Consider the following 20044-nt stretch of genomic DNA (forward strand, 5'->3'; position numbering starts at 1 on the left):
TTTAAACATCGTCATGGGTAAAGTTTGGCAAGATAGTAAGGGAGAGTGAAAAGTGCTGTTGTAACTCAAGCTTCAGAGTCTTACTTCGCAAATAATGAATATTGATATTATTAATCCATGGGTTACCTTCAAGCGTTGCCACCAGTTGAGTGAATTGAATCGCGGTGTCACTGTATCCAGACAGAGTTAACCGCCACTCCTCCAACGTGACACCAGTAATAAAAACCCCTCTAGGTAACGAGGCAGTAAGCAGGTTAAACAGATGAGTGGCGCGATTTCTTTGCTGCTGAAGCGCAGTAAGATCAAATAAGCGACGTTGAAGTTGTTCTTTATTGCCCATCGCTTTTTCTGCTCTTTTACGCTCAATAGTTTGCCTTTTCACAGATGCGATTAACTGACTCTCTTTATTCTTCTGTTGAGTCACTTGGTCACTCACATGGCGCCATCCCATAGCATGAATAAATCCAACGATGCCCAACCCGACAATCAATAAACCGACGAATCGACGCCTGTGTTGTCGTTGTTTCGTCTCACGCCAAGGAAGAAGATTAAGTGCCATCATAAGAATCCTCTAACTCTAACCAACGCTTGCCGCTAATTGCCGCCCCAATGGCAAGTGTAAAATCATCATGATGAGAATGAGGGAGTTCGACCGTTTCAACAGGTAACTGCACCGTCTCGGTTAACCATGCGGCAATAACCTTATTACCTCCTAATAACCAGATCCCTTCGAGCCGATGGGTAGACTTACTTGCAAGGTAGAGTTGTATTTGTCGCTGGATTTGCTCATTCAGCACCTGCGGTGAATCACCCATTGTGATAGAACAATCTCGGTAATACTCCCCATTATCAGGGCAATATAGTCCCACTTTCAATCGGTCTACATGTAACTCCACAAGCATCCAGCCACTCTTTTTATTCGATCTTCGAGCAATTTCCCTCCAAATAGTCAGAAAAGCATTACTGTGAAAATCTAACAAAACAGGGATAAACCTCGCCTGCTTTACAGCCTTTAAAAAATCCCTGACGACCTCCTTTTTTAACGCATATACGGTAAATTCTTGCTGTTTGCTCTCACGATGGCTACGCTCAACAATATCAACATACAGATCATCAATAGGAAAGTCAGACTGCTGATTAAAGACATGAAGTACCCTTGAATACTTCTCTGTCTCACGGATAAAGCCATTGATGTGTATAGGTCTACAAGACACATAACTATCGGGTACGATCAACGACACTCTCCCTACTCGAAGAGGCCACTTTTTCTTTAATAAAATTAAAGCATTAATAAGGGGCGATGACACTGTCGATAATGGCTCTCCTGATTGAATGTTAATTTTTTCTTGATGGAGGATATAATAATCCCTACCTATCATTTTCAAGGTGATCATATGTAGAGCGTTAAAACCAATCTCTAGTCCAGTGATATACATAGGCTTTCTCTCACTTTGCGTGCGTTCGTGCCGTAAGTTCTCAAAATTAAGTTGAATAAAACGTTATTTTTTGGCCACTTCTATTTATACTATCCAGCCAAAAGTCTGAAACGTAACATCTATTAGCAAACAGGAAATATCAAGTGAAGTTCATAAAGCTATTTTTAGCATTTACATTGATTTGCATTATTCTTGGAGTCGGTACAATTTTTGGTTTTTACCAATATGTAAAACCAGAACTTCCAGACGTTGCTACATTAAAAGATGTAAAACTACAGACCCCAATGCAGGTATACAGTCGTGATGGCAAATTGATCGCTCAATTTGGTGAAAAGCGCCGTATTCCGCTGACTTTTGATGAGATTCCTCCCCATTTAATTGAAGCGTTAATCGCAACAGAAGATAGCCGCTATTATCACCACCCTGGTATTGATCCTATCGGTATTACTCGTGCTGCAATAGTGGTCGTAACATCAGGTTCAGCCAAACAGGGTGCGAGTACCATTACTCAGCAGCTTGCTCGTAACTTCTTCTTATCAAATGAAAAGAAGATAATGCGAAAAATCAAAGAGATATTCATCGCACTTCATATTGAGCAGCTATTAAGCAAAGAAGAGATACTGCAGCTGTATGTCAACAAGATCTATTTAGGCCATCGCTCTTACGGTTTTGGTGCTGCAGCTCACGTCTATTTTGGTAAAACCATGGATGAGCTTACGTTGAGTGAAATCGCCGTATTAGCAGGGTTACCTAAAGCCCCTTCGACGATGAACCCTATCTATTCTGTAGATAGAGCAACAACTCGACGCAATGTTGTACTTGGCAGGATGCTGACGGAAGAGTACATCACAAAGCAGGAGTATGATGACGCGGTGGCTGAGAGTATTCTCTCTAATTATCACGGTGCTGAAATTGCCTTAAACGCTCCGTATGTTGCGGAAGTAGCTCGAGCTTGGATGGTTGATCGCTTCGGTGAAGAGGCTGCTTACACTTCAGGAATGAACATTTACACCACGGTTGATTCAACGCTGCAAACGGCCGCGAATAAAGCGGCGATCAGCAACTTGTTAGCTTACGATGAACGTCACGGATACCGCCGCGCTGTCAAAACCTTGTGGCAGGCGGATGATACCGCTTGGGAAAGTGCTAAAATAGTGAAACACCTATCCAAACAGCCTTCCTATGGTGAGCTTTTTCCAGCGGTTATTACCCAAGTTGAAAATAAGAGTATTCATGTGGTTATCAAAAACCACGATGACGCACAGATTCAGTGGGATGGTTTAAAGTGGGCTCGAAAGTACATTACCGATGAAAAACAAGGAGCAGCTCCTAACAAAGCCACCGATATCGTTGAGGTTGGCCAACAAATTTGGGTTCGCCCAATGGAACTTCCTATTGATGATAACAGTGTTACTGATACCGACTCTTCCCTGCACCTCCTGACTCAATGGCAGCTAAGTCAAGTTCCGGTCGCCAATACGGCTTTTGTTTCAATGGATCCGCAAGATGGGGCTATTACCTCGTTAGTGGGCGGTTTTAACTTTGTACACAATAAATTTAACCGTGCGACACAGTCGGTCCGTCAAGTTGGTTCAAGCATTAAACCCTTTATCTACTCTGCCGCTCTGAATGAAGGGATGACACTAGCAAGCCTAGTTAACGATGCTCCTATTAATAAGTGGGATAAGAGTCAAGGTACGGCATGGCGACCAAAAAATTCTCCCCCAACTTACATGGGCCCCACCCGTCTTCGCATTGGTTTAGCGCAATCTAAAAACGTCATGGCGGTTCGAGTACTACGTCAAGTTGGACTCAATAATGCTATTGATTACCTCACTCGTTTTGGATTTAAAAAAGAGGAGCTTCCACTGTCTGAAACCATTGCCCTTGGTGCTGGTAGCTTAACCCCTGTTGAGATGGTTCAAGGCTTCTCGGTATTTGCCAATGGCGGTTACTATGTGAAACCGTATTACATTGATAAGGTCGAAGGTCCATTTGGTGAGCTTGAATTTCAGGCAAACCCAACCACCGTCTGTCACTCAAGCTGCGACGATGATCCCGAAGCCCTGCATGCTGAAAAAGTGATCAGCCCCCAAAATGCCTTTCTGGTAAGAGAGATGATGTACAGCAACATTTGGGGTGGCGGTAACTGGAGAAACGGCACAGGTTGGAACGGTACCGGTTGGCGAGCGCAAGCTTTAAAACGTCGTGATATTGGTGGAAAAACAGGTACCACTAACTCCTCAAAAGATGCATGGTATAACGGTTATGCACCTGGCATCGTGGCAACCGCTTGGGTTGGTTTCGATCAACACTCAAGAAACTTAGGAAAAACGACTGCTAACAGCAATTTGGGTAAAAAGCAGAATGTGGGTGGCGAATCTGGTGGTAAGACGGCACAACCCGCTTGGGTAAGCTTTATGGATGTCGCACTACAAGGCGTACCACTTGAGAGAAAAGTGCTTCCGACTGATATCGTTAAAGTGCGAATTGATAGAGAGAGTGCTTTATTGACTAATAAGGACGATTCAAGCTCTATGTTTGAGTACTTTACTAGCGGCACTGAACCGACAGAATATCTAAGCGAGTCGATCAGTAATACCATTTACTCAGAAGAGTCTGGAAGCGAAGAGTTGTTTTAACACTCTTTGCACAATGGGACAAAATGAAAAAAAGATGCCTTGTGACATCCTTTTTTATCTCTATTGAATCTCAATAATGGTGTTCATCTTCTCTTTAATGGTGAATGCCAGCTTCTCATAACGAGGTTTCAATGGAGATCCAGGACGATAAGCAAGGACGATCTGTCGATGTGGAACGGGGTGCTGAGCCGTTAGGTAGCAGACACCATCTCTCTCTCTATCCGACGGAACAGCCAGTTGCGGAAGTAACGTAATACCACCACCCGCTGCTACCATATTACGCAGTGTCTCTAAACTGGTTGCTTTAAATCGTTGATCATCTTTTGCTCCCGCTGCGAAGCAAAAACCTAACGCTTGATCTCGTAAGCAGTGGCCATCACCTAACATAAGTACCGTATGACCATCTAACCGACTCATATCCACACTGTCTTGCTGAGCCCACTCATGTTGACACGGTACCGCCAACATCATAGGTTCATTATAAACGGGGACTTCTATAAACGGAGACGTTTCGTTTACAGATGCCAGAACTAAGCAGTCTAACTTTCCATCCTCTAATTGTTGCACTAGTTTATGAGTTTGGTCTTCATGCAGAAATAGCTCAAGATCGGGGAATCGCTCTCTAAGCAGTGGGACAATATGCGGTAATAGGTAAGGTCCAACCGTTGGGATAAAACCTATATGCAGTGGCCCAGCCATCTCTTTTCCCTGCTGGCTGGCTAGCTCACTAAAGGTATTCACCTCTCTTAGAATTCGCTTAGCCTGCTCAATCAGCTGCATACCTGCATCGGTAAACAACACTCGACGACTGCTTCTCTCAAGCAATGCAACACCGACATCCTGCTCTAATTTTTTAATTTGGCCGCTTAAGGTTGGCTGACTAACAAAACACGCTTCCGCCGCTTTTCGAAAATGCTTGTGCTCAGAAAGTGCCACTAAATATTCAAAGTCACGAATGTTCACCAATCCCTCACTATCTTTGATAGGTAATAACTATCAAAACAATAACAGCAAACGATTAGAACTATCAACATAAAATGCAGATAATCATCACATCAAAACGGAGCTGATAAGCAGATACTCCAGTTGAACTAAACAATAATTAATAAAAGGAAATCCTATTATGTTCGCATCAAAAGAAGGCCACGCGGTTCCTCAAGTCACTTTTCACACTCGTCAAGGTGATGCTTGGGTTGACGTGACCACTGATGAGCTTTTCGAAAATAAGACCGTTATCGTCTTTAGCTTGCCAGGCGCGTTTACACCAACATGTTCATCAAGCCACCTGCCTCGTTATAACGAGCTAAAATCTGTTTTCGCAGAACACGGTGTCGATGATGTGTTGTGTGTATCAGTCAATGATACTTTTGTTATGAACGCATGGAAAGATGCGCAAGAGGCGGAAAGTATCACATTCATCCCAGACGGAAATGGTGAATTCACCAAGGGAATGGAGATGTTAACCGACAAAGGTGATATTGGTTTTGGTGCTCGTTCATGGCGTTACAGCATGCTAGTTAAAAATGGCATTGTTGAGAAAATGTTCATTGAAAACGAAGAACCTGGCGACCCGTTCAAAGTGTCTGATGCCGATACTATGCTGAGCTATATTGCACCACAGCACAAACTTCAAGAGTCGATTACGGTTTTCTCTAAGCCTGGTTGCCCATTCTGTGTCAAAGCAAAACAGAACCTTATTGATAAAGGTTTGGTATATGAAGAGGTGATTTTGGGTAAAGATGCAACAACAGTAAGCCTTCGTGCTATCACTGGTCGTAGTACCGTTCCTCAAATCTTTATTGGCGGAAAACACATTGGTGGCAGTGAGGAACTTGAGAGCTACTTAAGCTAAAAAGCTACGATAGTCCAAGAGCTATCATAACTCAAAAGCTATGGCTCTAATAAAGCCATAGCAACTCCTGAAATACACTCATTAAGTCACGTAACTAATCAGCCATTGTGCAGAATAAATAGAGAGAAGCAGTATGAAAACAGTGAACGTTGATGTCGCAATAATTGGTGGCGGTACTGCAGGTCTAGGCGCCTATCGTGCTGCTAAATCTCATACCGATAGCGTCGTAATGATAGAGGGTGGCGAATACGGTACAACGTGTGCGCGTGTTGGCTGTATGCCATCAAAATTACTAATTGCTGCCGCTGAAAGTGTTCATCAAATTGAAAAGGCTCCCGCTTTTGGTATTCATCCACACGGTGAGATTGAGATTAATGGCCGTGAAGTCATGGCTCGCGTCAAGAGTGAGCGTGACCGCTTTGTTGGTTTTGTACTCGAAGGGGTAGATGAGATCCCAGAGGAAGATAAAATAAATGGCTTCGCAAAGTTTATCAATGACACCACCTTAATTGTCAATAATCATACGACGATTAATGCCAAACGAATCGTTGTTGCAACGGGATCTCGTTCAGCTTACCCTGCGGCTTGGAATGAGTTAGGTGATCGTTTGATCATTAATGATGATGTGTTTAATTGGGATGATCTGCCCCAATCTGTTGCTGTATTTGGTCCTGGAGTTATTGGTTTAGAGTTAGGCCAATCACTGCACCGTCTAGGGGTTAAGACCAAACTGTTCGGTTTAGGTGGACAAGTCGGCCCTTTAACTGACCCGGCAGTAATGGATTATTCCGCCACCGCCTTTAGCCAAGAGTTCTATTTGGATGCGGATGTCAAAATCGAAAGTATGATCCGTGTAGACAACGGCGTAGAGATCAAATTTACCAACCTTGATGGCAAACCAGAAACCGTAGTAGTCGACTATGTACTTGCTGCCACAGGCCGTCGTCCAAATGTTGATAAACTTGATATTGAAAATACCTCACTTTTACTTGATGAACGTGGTGTACCAACGGCTGATTACTACACCATGCAGACGTCAGTACCTTCAATCTTTATCGCTGGAGATGCCAGTAACCAGCTTCCACTGCTACACGAAGCGGCTGACCAAGCGCGTATTGCTGGGGATAATGCAGGACGTCACCCACAGATCCGTGCAGGACTCAGACGATCTAAAATTTCAGCGGTATTTACCGATCCACAAATTGCCATGGTGGGTGAGAGCTATAAAGAGATCACAACCCGATTAGGCACTTGTGGCTGCTTTGCAACCGGAGAAGTCTCATTTGAAGGGCAAGGGCGCTCTCGCGTTATGTTAAGGAACAAAGGCTTGCTACACGTATATGGTGAGCAAGGCACAGGTCGATTCCTTGGTGCCGAAATGATGGGGCCAAATGCCGAACACTTAGCACACTTACTCGCTTGGGCACACCAAAGTAAAATGACCATATCAGAGATGTTAGATATGCCATTTTATCACCCAGTGATAGAAGAGGGAGTCAGAACAGCACTCCGTGATCTCAATGCCAAACTGCATTTAGGACCAGAGATGGTGAAGCACTGCTTAGACTGTGGCCCTGGTTGTTAATCATCGCAGCGAGACTCAATAGATAAAATCAACGAGCTAATGAGAGATCTTTAGCTCATTTTTTGTATAATTACCTTCTCTATTGATGATATTGAAGATGTGATGAGCTGTCGGATTTGTAGTGGTAAGTTTCAATTCAAAGAAAAGCTAGGTCGCTGCAAACGCTGCATGATCCAACTCGCCTGCTTAAGTCTGCTCGGCTGGGGGACTTGGATTACTTTTTTTTATCATACTCCTTTCACGGTTGAAGCCATTACCGCATTCAGTGCTTCCGCTATTTTTAGTGCACTGTTGGCACTCCACTTAGTGATTGCGCTCTATTTGTGGTCAAAAAAAAACAGCAGATAAAATAAAACCCCAACATCAATACTTGTTCAACAAGTCGACGATGGGGTTACTTAGAGATTCGCATTCTAAGAAAAAGCAGTATAACTAAGAGTGCGAATAATCAAAAAAGTTCATAGAATTTCAATTTTATTTAGGCAACCTGCTTTTTAGCTATAATTTGCTCGTTTGGGTTCACTTCTAAGGCTACTTCGTCACAGGCGTGTTGACGTGGGCACTGTTCGCAATCTTTAAGGACCTTTTCAGGCAACAGCATTTTTGATGTCGGCATGAAATCTAACTTCATAAAGAATTCAGGTACTCGAGTTAACACAAAGACCTTTTTAATCGCCATCTGTTTGGCTTTCTCAACGAGGTATTGCACCACTGCTGTACCTTGCCCTTGACCTTGCCAGCCTGCTTCGATCCCTAGAGAACGAATTTCTGCTAAACCAGAATCATAAACATACAGAGATGCACAGCCAGTGACCTCTCCATGATGCTCAGCAACAGCAAACGAGCCAATATCACGCACTAACTCATTGCGAGTTCTAGGTAAGTTTTCACCTAACCCTGCCCAGTAAGCCACCATGCCTTCTAGTGCATCGAGATCCGTTAAGCGTGCTGATCGAACCTTAACTCCCGCAGAATCACGCTGATCCAGACGAACCTGAGCTTGATTAACCGCATACTCTACCTGTTGAGGAGCGACGCCACCCAAGGCATTACGTTTCTCAAGACAAGATTCAATGGTTAAAATGGCGTACACATCTTCGTCTATCACCTCAGAGAACAGCTTAAGCTCATCCAGTGATAACTCCTCCAACGCGCACCCTTTATCAATCGCGCCAACCACTGCGACACCAACAATATGGTGCGCTTCACGAAAAGGGATCCCCTTAGCAACGAGGTAATCAGCCAGTTCAGTCGAGTTAGCGTAACCTTGTTGCGCCGCTTCAAGCGTACGCTCCCCATTCACTTTAATACCTTCAAAGCAGAGTCCGGCCATCTCCATGCAGTCATTCCACGTATCTAACGCATCAAACAGCCCCTCTTTGTCTTCTTGCATATCTTTGTTATAAGCAAGAGGCAGAGCTTTAACAGTCATCATCATGCCAGCCATTGAGGCATAAACACGTCCACACTTGCCACGTATTAACTCTAATGCATCTGGGTTTTTCTTTTGCGGCATCAACGAAGAACCAGAGGTCACCGTATCTGCTAACTCAATGAAATTGGACTCACCCGAGTTGTAGAAGATCATATCTTCAGCTAAACGCGAAAGATGAAGCATTGAAATTGAAGCAACAGAGAGCAGCTCCATCACGTGATCACGATCGGAAACAGAGTCTAAACTGTTTCTTGTCGCACGGCGGAAGCCTAAATTATGAGCCAGCTCTTCACGATCCATCGGGTAAGCCGTTCCCGCTAATGCGCCAGAACCTAACGGGCAGGTATCGAGGCGCTTTATCGCATCTTCCATACGAGAGTAATCACGCTCAAACATCTCTACATACGCTAAACACCAATGAGCAAAGGTCACCGGTTGAGCGCGCTGTAAATGCGTATAACCAGGAAGCACTGTGCCTTGATGAGCTTGTGCTACGTTAACCAGTTGACTTAACAGTTTATCCAAGGTCAATAAAAGCTGTTGGCCCTGTTGACGACACCATAATTTTAAATCGGTCGCCACTTGATCATTACGTGAACGTCCAGTGTGCAGTTTTTTACCTAAATCACCCACTTTGCTGATCAACTGCTGCTCTACCCAGCTATGAATATCTTCTGCATCGGACAGCAAAATCTGCTCAGGATCTTCCATCACCGCGAGCTTCAACTCATTCAGCGCTAACTCAAGTTTTTGCTGTTCCTGTTCAGAAATAACATTGACTGCTCGCAGTGCTTTTGACCAGGCAATAGAACCTACGATGTCTTGCTCGGCTAGTCGGTAGTCAAAACGAAGTGAATCGTTAAACTGCTTAAACCGTGTGTCTGCTGCTTGACTAAACCGCCCGCCCCATAATGCCATTGTATTTCTCCTATTGCCTATTTCTGCTGCTTCAATGCGTCGTGAATATGATTAACTGTTTTTATGTTTGTTCAGTGTACGGATTCTGCTTGAAAGTGCATAGAGACGAATAAAACCACCAGCATGGCTTTGGTCGTAAACTTCATCTTCACCAAAGGTTGCAAACTCTTCACAATATAAGCTGTTTGGCGAACGCTTCTGTACAACCGTCGCTTGACCTTTATACAGCTTAATTACTACCTCTCCGTTCACATCTTTTGCCAACTCTGCAGATGCTGCGAGAATTGAGTCACATAACGGTGTAAACCAACGACCATCATATACTAAATGCGAGGCTTTTAGGCCTAACTCTTCACGGAATTCATACGCACTTTTGTCCAGAACCAATTGCTCAACAGCACGCAACGCTTCCATCATAATTGCTCCACCTGGTGTTTCATAACAACCACGTGATTTCATGCCGACTAAACGGTTTTCAACAATATCGATACGACCAACACCGTGTTTAGCCCCTTTATCATTGAGATAAACCAGTGCGTTATATGGCGTCATCGTTTCGCCATCAACCGCAACCACTTCGCCATTTTCAACCTTCAAGGTCACAAGCTCAGATTCATTTGGCGCTTGCTCTGGAGAGGTCGTCCACGCCCAGCAATCGTCATCTGGTTGATTCCAAGTATCTTCTAACACACCACCTTCTGTTGAGATGTGCCATGCGTTGGCGTCACGAGAGTAAATCTTAGTCAATGAAGCCGTGCAAGGAATGTCTCTCTCCGCTAAGTAATCTAGGCACTCTTCACGGCTAACCAAATCCCACTCACGCCAAGGTGCAATAACATGCAGTTCAGGAGCAAGAGCTGCAAATGCGCCTTCAAAACGTACTTGATCGTTTCCTTTACCCGTACAGCCATGACAAAGGGCGTCAGCGCCTACTTCCAGTGCACACTCAACCTGAGCTTTAGCAATAATAGGACGAGCCATTGAAGTACCCAATAGATATTTACCTTCATAGAGGGCACCGGTTTTCAGAGTAGGATAGATATAATCAGCCACCATCTCCTCTTTTAAGTCAGCAATGAAACACGAGGATGCACCAGAGGCGATCGCTTTTGCTTCAATCCCTTCGAGCTCCTCATCACCCTGCCCAACATCCGCGACAAAAGCCACAACTTCACAGTGGTAGTTCTCTTTTAGCCATGGAATGATCACTGAGGTATCTAGACCGCCAGAATAAGCTACGACTACTTTTTTAACTTCAACTTTACTCATTGTATTTCTCCTTGGTCCACTCAGACGGTCAATCCGTGAGGGTTTTACGCTTTAAATTAGATTCTTTACACTTTTCCGTCTTAATGACTAAGGTAAAAACTGGGTTCCGATACTCTTTCCATCAAACAGTTCTGTCAGCTTCTCAGGGTATCGCCAAGTCGCTACTTCAATTGGTCGTCCAAGAGATTGTGCAGCTTCCACTGCGGCCCTTACTTTGACTATCATTCCATCAGTGACCACTTTTCCTGTAATCAAGGCTTCAGACTGACTAGCATCTAAGCTAGCTAACAATTTTCCTTTGCCATCTAACACTCCGCTCACATCTGAAAGCAGAACCAAGTCCCCTTCAAGGGCTGCGGCAACGGCAACAGCCGCTTGATCAGCATTCACATTCATCATTTGGCCTTCAGCGGTAATTCCGATAGAGCTAATGATTGGCACAATACCTGTTGCTAAGATTGCATTAAGCAGTGCGGCATTTCCCGGTGCTGCTTTTCCTACCGCACCTAACTCAGGATCTAACTCGGTTATCTGACATAAACCGCCATCCGCCAAACTTAAACCAACAGAGTTCACGCCACTTTTTATCGCTTCTGCTTGCAGTAACTTATTCGCGGTGCCCGCTAGTGCGCCAGCAATATATGGGATTTGGTCATACGGAGTGACACGTAAACCCTCTTTTTTCACTGTCTTGAGTTGCATTTTCTTCATCAACTCATCGACTAAGTAACCCCCACCATGAACAACCACAAGCGCTCTTTGCGAAGATTGTTGGTATTGATTAATCGCCGCAAACAGCTTGCTCAACGTCTCCGTTGAAGAGAGTGCGGCGCCGCCTAACTTAATCACTAATGGTATCTGACTCATATCTCTATCCTTCTCTAAACCAACGCCGTTAATACTGGAAAACCGTAACGAATATTTATGCACTGCATCGCCTGACTCGATGCCCCTTTTAATAAGTTGTCGATGGCAGAGACAATAATCAGATGCTCACCTTGTACTTTCCAACCCAAATCACAATAAGGTGTCTGAGCAACATTTTTAATTGAAGGCATCGTATCCGAAAGAAGACGTACAGCTGGTTGTTGCTGGTAGCTCTGAGTAAAGGCTTCATCAACCTGCTGCTGAGTCACCCCTTTTGCCAGCTTCGTAGTAATCGTGGCGAGAATGCCACGCTTAAAGTTGCCCAAATGTGGCGTAAAAATAACGTCACAGCCTAAATGGGCAGCAATCTCTGGCTGATGACGATGCGCAAACACACCATAGGGCTGTAAACTCACTTCACAAAAGCTACTGCTGATTGATGCTTTACGTCCTGCTCCAGTCACACCACTGGTTGCGTTAATCACAGGCCACTGGGTCAAATCAAGAAGGTTATTTTCAATAAGAGGCTTAAGTGCCAGCTGTGACGCCGTAGGGTAGCAACCAGGAACCGCTATCAGTTGTGCTTTGGCTATCGATGCTTGATTCCACTCTGCCAGCCCATATACTGCATTGTCTAACCACTGCTGGTGCTGGTGTTCGAAACCATAAAAATCTTGGTAGAAATTCTCTTTTTGCACCCTAAATGCGCCGGATAAATCAAACACAACGCACTCATTGTCAAGAAAGTGTGTGGCAATGTCATGACTCACTTCATGTGCCGTTGCTAACAGAATGATGTCACTCTCTTTTGCAATTTTATTCATATCAATCAAAGGGAGTAGTGGGCTATCAATCACCCCTTTCAAGTGTCCATGAAGCTCACTGATCGGCTTATTCGCATCAAGGCTATTGGCCGAAACGTAGAGTCCTGACAAGGTCAATTGTGGGTGTTTGTTAACCAAAACCGCAAGTTCAGCTCCGGTGTAACCGCTCGCACCGATAATTGTGGTATTCAACATAGTATTTCCGTATTGTTTTCTTGATGGTGTATCTTGGAGGTGCAAGTAACGATGTTCCTGTTACTGGCGATAAAGCGTGCAGAGGGCTGCACCAAACGAAATTAGACTTGGCGTCGTCGGAGGGTATCTTGTAGTAGCGGGTTCGTTTGGTTCATTAACTGGTAATCCTTGGTTTAGCGTATGATGATCAACGTCCGAGTTAATCAAAAAATAAATTAGATTTTTATGCACTTTTTGTGCGTTAATATGTGTTTTACAGCGTTATTGAATTCCTGTCAACAGTGGATGTGCGATTAAATGAAAATTCCTGCTTTTATTGATATTTACCAAGGGTTGATTTCTACCTCTTCCATTAGCTCTACTGATGCTAAATGGGACCAGAGTAATGAGCCCGTTATCTCCATTTTAGCTCAATGGTTTACTGATCTTGGTTTTGAGGTAGAGATTGAACAAGTGGCCAGTGGAAAACAGAATCTACTCGCCAAAAAAGGCAGTGGTGAGGGAGGGTTACTGCTTGCGGGTCATACCGATACCGTCCCCTTCGATGAAGGTCGATGGAACTTTGACCCTCATACCGTGACCGAAGCTAACAACCGTTTCTATGGCTTAGGGACTGCAGATATGAAAGGCTTTTTTGCCTTCATTCTTGAAGCAGTCAGAGAGCACGAGTGGAGCAAGCAACAAAAACCACTTTATATATTGGCAACCTGCGATGAAGAGACCAGCATGTTAGGTGCCCGCCATTTCACTGAGAATACCGTCATCAAACCTGATTACTGTATTATTGGAGAGCCCACCAGCTTAGTGCCTATCCGTGGACACAAAGGGCATGTGGCGAACGCGGTAAGAATCACCGGAAAATCTGGACACTCCTCAGATCCCGCTCGCGGTATTAACGCCTTAGAGATCATGAATCAAGTGATGTTTGCGCTGATCGCTTTAAAAGATAAGTTAATCAAAGAGTATCATCACCCCGGCTTTACTATCCCATCTCCGACGTTAAATCTAGGTCATATCCATGGAGGTGATAGTGCCAATCGAATTTGTGGCTGTTGTGAGCTTCACTATGATGTACGTCCACTCCCAGGTATCAGCCTGGATGGTCTCGACAATATGCTAAAAGGAGCCCTTAAAGAGATCGAAGAACAGTGGCCAGGGTGCATCGAAGTTACGCCTCTACACACCCCGATTCCAGGTTATGAATGCAACGCAGACAGTGCAATTATTTCAGGGGTTGAAGCAATCTGTCAGCAACAAGCAGAAACCGTTAACTACTGTACAGAAGCGCCGTTCTTACAACAGCTTTGCCCTACTCTTGTCTTAGGGCCAGGATCCATAGAGCAAGCGCATCAACCCGACGAGTTCCTCGCTATGTCGTTCATCGACCCGACAATTAGCCTACTCAATAAACTGGTTCACAAATACTGTTTCTAATTTACGCCATTCCATTCACCACCTTTTGTTACACATTAACTGAAATTTAATTTCACAAAAGGTGGTATTACACAGCATATTATTACCTATCTCTCGCTTTTATCGCGCTAACCTCAGACAAAGTTTGACCAACACGGCTTATTTTCGCTAAATTAAGTTACTAAACCAACAAGTCATGTAATTAAGTTACACAATAGGATGCAATTATGAATGGAAAATACGGTGCACTTACCAGTAATGTCAACATGCTTGGACAACTTCTTGGAAATACAATTCGTGATGCGCACGGAGAAGAGCTGTTTAATAAGATAGAAGGTATTCGCCAGCGTTCCAAATCAGCTCAAGCTGGTAGTAGCAGTGATCGTGATTTGCTCATTGATGACATTAAACACCTATCAGATGAACAGCTTACTCCTGTAGCTCGTGCCTTCAGTCAATTTCTAAATCTCACCAATATGGCCGAACAGTACCACACGATCTCAAGACACTGTGAAGAGCAGATCTGTGAGCCAGATGTCATTAATAGCCTGTTTGCAAAGTTGTCGCAAAACAATGTTAATCAATCTGATATTAGCCAAGCAATAAATGAGTTAGACATTGAATTGGTACTCACCGCGCACCCTACTGAGATCGCTCGTCGCACCACCATTCATAAGTTTGTGCAGATTAATAAGTGTCTCTCTGAATTGGAATTAACGGATCTCTCATTCAGCGAACGCACCAAAGTTGAACGTCGCCTAGAACAACTTATTGCACAGTCTTGGCACTCCGATGTTATTAGAAAGCAGCGCCCAACCCCGCTTGATGAAGCAAAATGGGGGTTTGCCGTTATTGAGAACTCACTATGGCAAGCAGTGCCTGATTTTTTAAGAGATTTTGATGACAAGTTAAAGAACCATTTACACCAAGGTTTACCTATCGATGCGAAACCACTGCACTTCTCTTCATGGATGTGTGGCGATCGTGATGGCAATCCGTTTGTCACTCATACCGTCACCAAAGAGGTACTCTTACTCTCTCGCTGGAAAGCCGCTGATCTCTACTTGGAAGATATTCAAGATTTAATCAACGAACTCTCTATGGTAAAAGCTAACGATGCCATTCGTGCATTAGCTGGTGATGCACACGAACCTTACCGTGCCGTCTTAAAACAGCTCCGTACTCTTCTGCATAACACGCTTGATCATCTGGATGCACAAATCAATAACCAACCAACGGGCAATAAAGAAATTTTAACCTCGGTTGATCAATTATGGACTCCTTTGTATGCCTGTTACCAATCGCTTCACCAATGTGGCATGGCCATCATTGCAGAAGGGTCGCTATTAGATACTCTAAGAAGAATTAAAACCTTTGGAGTTCACCTTGTTCGACTTGATATACGCCAAGAGAGTACGCGTCACGCCAATGTGCTGTCAGAGCTGACCCGTTACCTCGGAATCGGTGATTATCAACAGTGGAGTGAGCAAGATAAAATTTCATTTTTAGTGAATGAACTCAGTTCAAAACGCCCATTGATTCCCAATAATTGGCAGCCATCAGATGACGTGCAAGAGGTGCTGGATACCTGCAGGGTGATTGCTCATCAACCTCGTGAAGCTCTCGGTGCTTATGTTATTTCAATGGCTCGTACAGCATCAGATGTGCTGGCTGTCCATTTACTGCTGCAAGAGACTGGTTGCTCTTTTAGAATGGATGTCTGCCCACTGTTTGAGACCTTAGACGATCTGCAAAACGCTGAGTCAGTGATCAAACAGCTACTAGATATTGATTGGTATCGTGGCTTTATCCAAAACTATCAAATGGTGATGATCGGTTATTCTGATTCCGCCAAAGATGCTGGTGTTATGGCCGCTGGATGGGCGCAATATACTGCGATGGAAGCGTTAGTTGAAGTGTGTGAAAGTGCGGATGTTGAACTAAGGCTATTCCATGGTCGAGGCGGAACCATTGGCCGTGGTGGTGCTCCTGCTCACGCCGCATTGCTTTCTCAGCCACCAAAAAGCTTAAAAGGTGGATTAAGAGTGACAGAGCAGGGAGAGATGATCCGTTTTAAACTTGGCCTCCCTGATATTGCAGTAAACAGCTTTAACTTGTACGCCAGTGCCATCTTAGAAGCAAACTTACTGCCGCCACCTGCACCTAAGCACGCTTGGTATGAACTGATGAACACTATTTCTGATGTGTCATGCAAAGCCTATCGAGATGTTGTGCAAGGTGAACCCGATTTTGTTCCCTACTTTCGAGCAGCCACTCCTGAGTTAGAGCTCGGAAAACTGCCTTTAGGATCTCGTCCTGCAAAAAGAAACCCTAACGGGGGCGTCGAATCATTAAGAGCGATCCCTTGGATTTTTTCATGGAGCCAAAACAGACTCTTGTTACCAGCATGGTTGGGAGCAGGAGAAGGGATACAACACGCAGTCGACCACGGCCATCAATCCGAGCTTGAAGAGATGTGTCGAACTTGGCCGTTTTTCTCTACTCGCTTAGGCATGCTTGAAATGGTCTATGCAAAAACCAACGCCTCAATTTCCGAATATTACGATCAACGACTCACTGACCCCTCTTTATGGCCACTTGGCGAACGATTAAGAGCGCAATTAAATAAAGATATAACGTCAGTATTAAATGTTGAGAATTCTGATCATTTAATGGCAAGTAATCCTTGGGGGCAAGAAGCCATTCGTTTAAGAAATATCTATGTTGAGCCTCTTAATATGTTACAAGCTGAATTACTTTACCGCACTCGCCATCAATCCACGACATCACAGGATCTTGAAGAGGCACTAATGGTTACTATTGCAGGAATAGCTACTGGAATGAGAAATACAGGATAACGACAGGATAAAATTTCGTGGAAAAGGAAAAGCCACCCCAAATCGGGGTGGTTTTAATTTATAAAATGAAATTAATGAGTATTTTGTCAAAAAAAAATCAATATAGTGATCCCTATTCTACCTAATGCGTACGAGTTGATATAAGCTTCAGAGTAGGCAATTGATAAACAATCATTAATTTTAATTGCTTTGCTCGGTTCTATAATAAATAATAATACATGAACAATATGAACAAAAAGTAGCTTTTGAGCATTATTGATGCCATAACTATATATGTAAATAATAAAATTACCGCAATTTCACGTTCAACACCAAAATAATGAAGTCCTTTATTTTGGCTGAAGTGACGAAGAGCACAAGGACGCGCGGAGATACACTTTCACATTAAAGGGATAGAGAACATGTCACTACCACATGTAATTTTAACAGTATTAAGTACAAAAGACGCCACTGGATACGACATAACTAAAGAGTTTTCGCAGAGTATTGGTTACTTCTGGAAAGCGAGTCACCAGCAGGTATATCGCGAATTAAATAAAATGGCTTCTAATGAGTTGGTCACTTGTATTTTAATTCCACAGCAAGGAAAGCCTGACCGTAAGGTGTATTCTATTACCGAGGCAGGTAAAGAGAGCTTATTTCAATGGTTCCAAGAGCCAACATTCCACTCTACGATTCGTGATGAATTCACAGCCAAGTTACTCGTTTGTGAAATATACAATTCCGAACCGATGCAATTTCAACTCGCTTCATTAATTGAAGAGTCGAAATCACTATTAAATAACTACAGAAGTATTGAAGAGACGCATTTTTCATCGCCCTCTCTGTTGAATCGACAAGCTCGTTTAGAGCGCTTGACTCTACGCCGAAATATTATTGAACGACAAGGTTGGATAGTATGGGCAGAAGAAGTCATGAACGAATTAAAACATCTTGATTCACCAACTGCTATTGCTGTTTAAGGTTTTTTAATAAAAAAAGGGGTTGAACATTGTTCAACCCCTTTTTTTCATTTGTTATTTATAACGTTACGCTTGATACGCTTTAAATGCATTAATCAAACCATTGGTTGAGCTATCATGAGATGTCACACTCTCATTATCTCGAAGCTCTGGCAGTATTTGATTCGCCAACTGTTTACCAAGCTCAACGCCCCACTGATCAAAACTAAAGACATTCCAGATAACACCTTGTACAAAGATCTTATGTTCGTACATCGCGATAAGGCTACCTAATGTTTTCGGTGTGATTTTCTTAACTAGGATAGAGTTGGTTGGGCGGTTACCTTCAAACACTTTGAAATTAGCCAATGCTTCTATCTCATCAGTCGTTTTTCCCGCAGCAATGCACTCCGCTTCGACTTGCTCTTTGCTTTTACCGAACGCTAATGCTTCCGTCTGGGCAAAAAAGTTAGACATCAATTTCTGATGATGATCACCAATTGGATTATGGCTGATGGCAGGAGCAATAAAGTCACACGGAATGAGCTTAGTGCCTTGATGAATCAACTGATAAAAGGCGTGCTGGCCATTGGTTCCAGGTTCCCCCCAAATGATTGGCCCAGTTTGGTACTCAACCAAACTTCCATCACGATCAACACACTTACCGTTTGACTCCATATTCCCTTGCTGGAAGTACGCGGCAAAACGATGCATATATTGGTCATAAGGTAGAATAGCTTCTGATTCCGCACCATGGAAGTTGTTATACCAAATACCGATCAATGCCAAAATAATGGGAAGGTTATTCTCAGCGTCACTGTGTGAAAAGTGCACATCCATATCATGGGCACCTTGCAGTAATTCTACAAAGTTATCAAATCCGACAGAGAGCGAGATGGAGAGACCAATAGCTGACCATAATGAGTAGCGGCCGCCAACCCAATCCCAGAACTCAAACATATTGTCTGTATCGATACCAAATTCAGCCACCGAACTGGCATTAGTGGAGAGTGCTGCAAAGTGTTTGGCAACATGTTCTGGCTCCATCGCTGATGTTAAGAACCAGTCACGAGCAGAAAGTGCATTACTCATTGTCTCTTGAGTCGTGAATGTTTTCGATGCAATCAAAAACAGGGTCGTTTCAGGGTTCACTCGCTTTAACGTTTCAGCAATATGAGTCCCATCGACATTAGACACAAAGTGCATGGTTAAATGGGTTTTATATGCTGCTAGTGCCTCTGACACCATATAAGGACCTAGATCGGAGCCTCCAATACCAATATTAACGACATCTGTAATCGCTTTTCCTGTATAGCCCTTCCACTCCCCAGAAAGAATACGATGAGTAAAATGCTTCATTTTATCTAATACACTGTTAATCGCAGGCATTACATCTTGCCCATCCACCATAACAGGAGTATTACTGCGGTTTCTCAATGCAGTATGTAATACAGAGCGGTTTTCAGTTTTATTGATGGTTTCACCACCAAACATCGCAGCAATTGCCGCTTTAACTTCCGTCTGTTCAGCCAGAGCAAACAGCTTACTCATGGTCTCTTCGTTGATAATATTCTTTGAATAATCGAGCAGGATATCTGAGCCAAATTGAGCGGAAAATGTATTGAATCGCTCAGGATCATTGGCAAACAGCGTAGAAATATCAAAATCTTGTGCCGTTTCAAAGTGAGCAGTTAACTCAGACCAAGCTGGTGTTTTTGTTGGGTTGATGCTTTTCAACATAATGAATGTTTCCGAGAAATAATGTGTTCGTCACTTCATGCTAAGCCGATAAAATGGTTAACAGAAGCG

The 20044-nt window shown here is 43.7% G+C and carries 15 protein-coding genes; 7 read left to right on the forward strand and 8 right to left on the reverse strand.

The genetic code is table 11. From position 1 onward, the window contains the following. Position 1 precedes the first annotated feature (1 nt). A complete protein-coding gene (locus L4C32_RS09385; protein WP_428196615.1) occupies positions 2–562 on the reverse strand; it encodes a PilN domain-containing protein in 561 nt (186 codons plus the stop codon). Then, positions 549–1436 carry a type IV pilus biogenesis protein PilM gene (gene pilM, locus L4C32_RS09390; protein ID WP_489672085.1) on the reverse strand — a complete coding sequence of 296 codons (888 nt, stop codon included), beginning with the start codon at positions 1434–1436 and terminating at the stop codon, positions 549–551. Before pilM ends, L4C32_RS09385 begins: the two co-directional genes overlap by 14 nt. A gap of 143 nt (positions 1437–1579) precedes the next feature. On the opposite strand from pilM, the gene L4C32_RS09395 reads away from it, so the two are divergent. Next, the gene (locus L4C32_RS09395) at positions 1580–4078 is read left to right on the forward strand and encodes a penicillin-binding protein 1A (protein WP_428196617.1); all 2499 of its coding nucleotides are present in this window, start codon (positions 1580–1582) and stop codon (positions 4076–4078) included. A gap of 60 nt (positions 4079–4138) precedes the next feature. Here L4C32_RS09395 and oxyR read toward each other — a convergent pair whose 3' ends face one another. Beyond that, on the reverse strand, positions 4139–5041 hold the full coding sequence (oxyR, locus tag L4C32_RS09400) for a DNA-binding transcriptional regulator OxyR (protein ID WP_428196618.1): 903 nt from the start codon (positions 5039–5041) through the stop codon (positions 4139–4141). Between the two features lie 160 nt (positions 5042–5201). Here oxyR and L4C32_RS09405 point away from each other — a divergent pair, with 160 nt between their 5' ends. The 3 genes from L4C32_RS09405 to L4C32_RS09415 all read left to right on the forward strand — a co-directional run bounded on the left by L4C32_RS09405 (position 5202) and on the right by L4C32_RS09415 (position 7863). Next, a complete protein-coding gene (locus tag L4C32_RS09405) occupies positions 5202–5930 on the forward strand; it encodes a glutathione peroxidase (RefSeq protein WP_428196619.1) in 729 nt (242 codons plus the stop codon). Between the two features lie 133 nt (positions 5931–6063). After that, complete coding sequence (locus tag L4C32_RS09410) at positions 6064–7515, forward strand: dihydrolipoyl dehydrogenase (protein ID WP_428196620.1); 1452 nt, start codon at positions 6064–6066, stop codon at positions 7513–7515. Positions 7516–7617: 102 nt separating this feature from the next. Next, positions 7618–7863, forward strand: a complete 246-nt coding sequence (locus L4C32_RS09415; protein WP_428196621.1) for a DUF3624 domain-containing protein — start codon at positions 7618–7620, stop codon at positions 7861–7863. Positions 7864–7993: 130 nt separating this feature from the next. Here the strand turns inward: L4C32_RS09415 and argH are convergent, their stop codons facing one another. From argH to argC, 4 genes are all read right to left on the reverse strand, one after another. After that, a complete protein-coding gene (gene argH / locus L4C32_RS09420) occupies positions 7994–9868 on the reverse strand; it encodes an argininosuccinate lyase (protein WP_428196622.1) in 1875 nt (624 codons plus the stop codon). Between the two features lie 51 nt (positions 9869–9919). Beyond that, a complete protein-coding gene (locus L4C32_RS09425) occupies positions 9920–11137 on the reverse strand; it encodes an argininosuccinate synthase (RefSeq protein WP_428196623.1) in 1218 nt (405 codons plus the stop codon). Between the two features lie 87 nt (positions 11138–11224). After that, complete coding sequence (gene argB, locus L4C32_RS09430) at positions 11225–12004, reverse strand: acetylglutamate kinase (protein WP_428196624.1); 780 nt, start codon at positions 12002–12004, stop codon at positions 11225–11227. A 14-nt stretch (positions 12005–12018) separates the two neighbouring features. Beyond that, positions 12019–13023, reverse strand: coding sequence for an N-acetyl-gamma-glutamyl-phosphate reductase (gene argC / locus L4C32_RS09435; RefSeq protein WP_428196625.1), 1005 nt, complete (start codon positions 13021–13023; stop codon positions 12019–12021). Between the two features lie 297 nt (positions 13024–13320). On the opposite strand from argC, the gene argE reads away from it, so the two are divergent. The 3 genes from argE to L4C32_RS09450 all read left to right on the forward strand — a co-directional run bounded on the left by argE (position 13321) and on the right by L4C32_RS09450 (position 18256). Further along, the gene (gene argE, locus L4C32_RS09440; protein WP_428196626.1) at positions 13321–14457 is read left to right on the forward strand and encodes an acetylornithine deacetylase; all 1137 of its coding nucleotides are present in this window, start codon (positions 13321–13323) and stop codon (positions 14455–14457) included. Positions 14458–14663: 206 nt separating this feature from the next. After that, entirely contained in the window at positions 14664–17294 is a 2631-nt protein-coding gene (gene ppc, locus L4C32_RS09445) for a phosphoenolpyruvate carboxylase (RefSeq protein WP_428196627.1), read from the forward strand. A gap of 401 nt (positions 17295–17695) precedes the next feature. Next, positions 17696–18256: a PadR family transcriptional regulator gene (locus tag L4C32_RS09450; RefSeq protein WP_428196628.1), complete on the forward strand. Its 561-nt coding sequence runs from the start codon at positions 17696–17698 to the stop codon at positions 18254–18256. A gap of 66 nt (positions 18257–18322) precedes the next feature. Here the strand turns inward: L4C32_RS09450 and pgi are convergent, their stop codons facing one another. Then, positions 18323–19975, reverse strand: a complete 1653-nt coding sequence (pgi, locus tag L4C32_RS09455) for a glucose-6-phosphate isomerase (RefSeq protein ID WP_428196629.1) — start codon at positions 19973–19975, stop codon at positions 18323–18325. Positions 19976–20044 lie beyond the last annotated feature (69 nt).

This window comes from Aliivibrio kagoshimensis (assembly GCF_050337105.1).
GTDB lineage: Bacteria > Pseudomonadota > Gammaproteobacteria > Enterobacterales > Vibrionaceae > Aliivibrio_A > Aliivibrio_A kagoshimensis.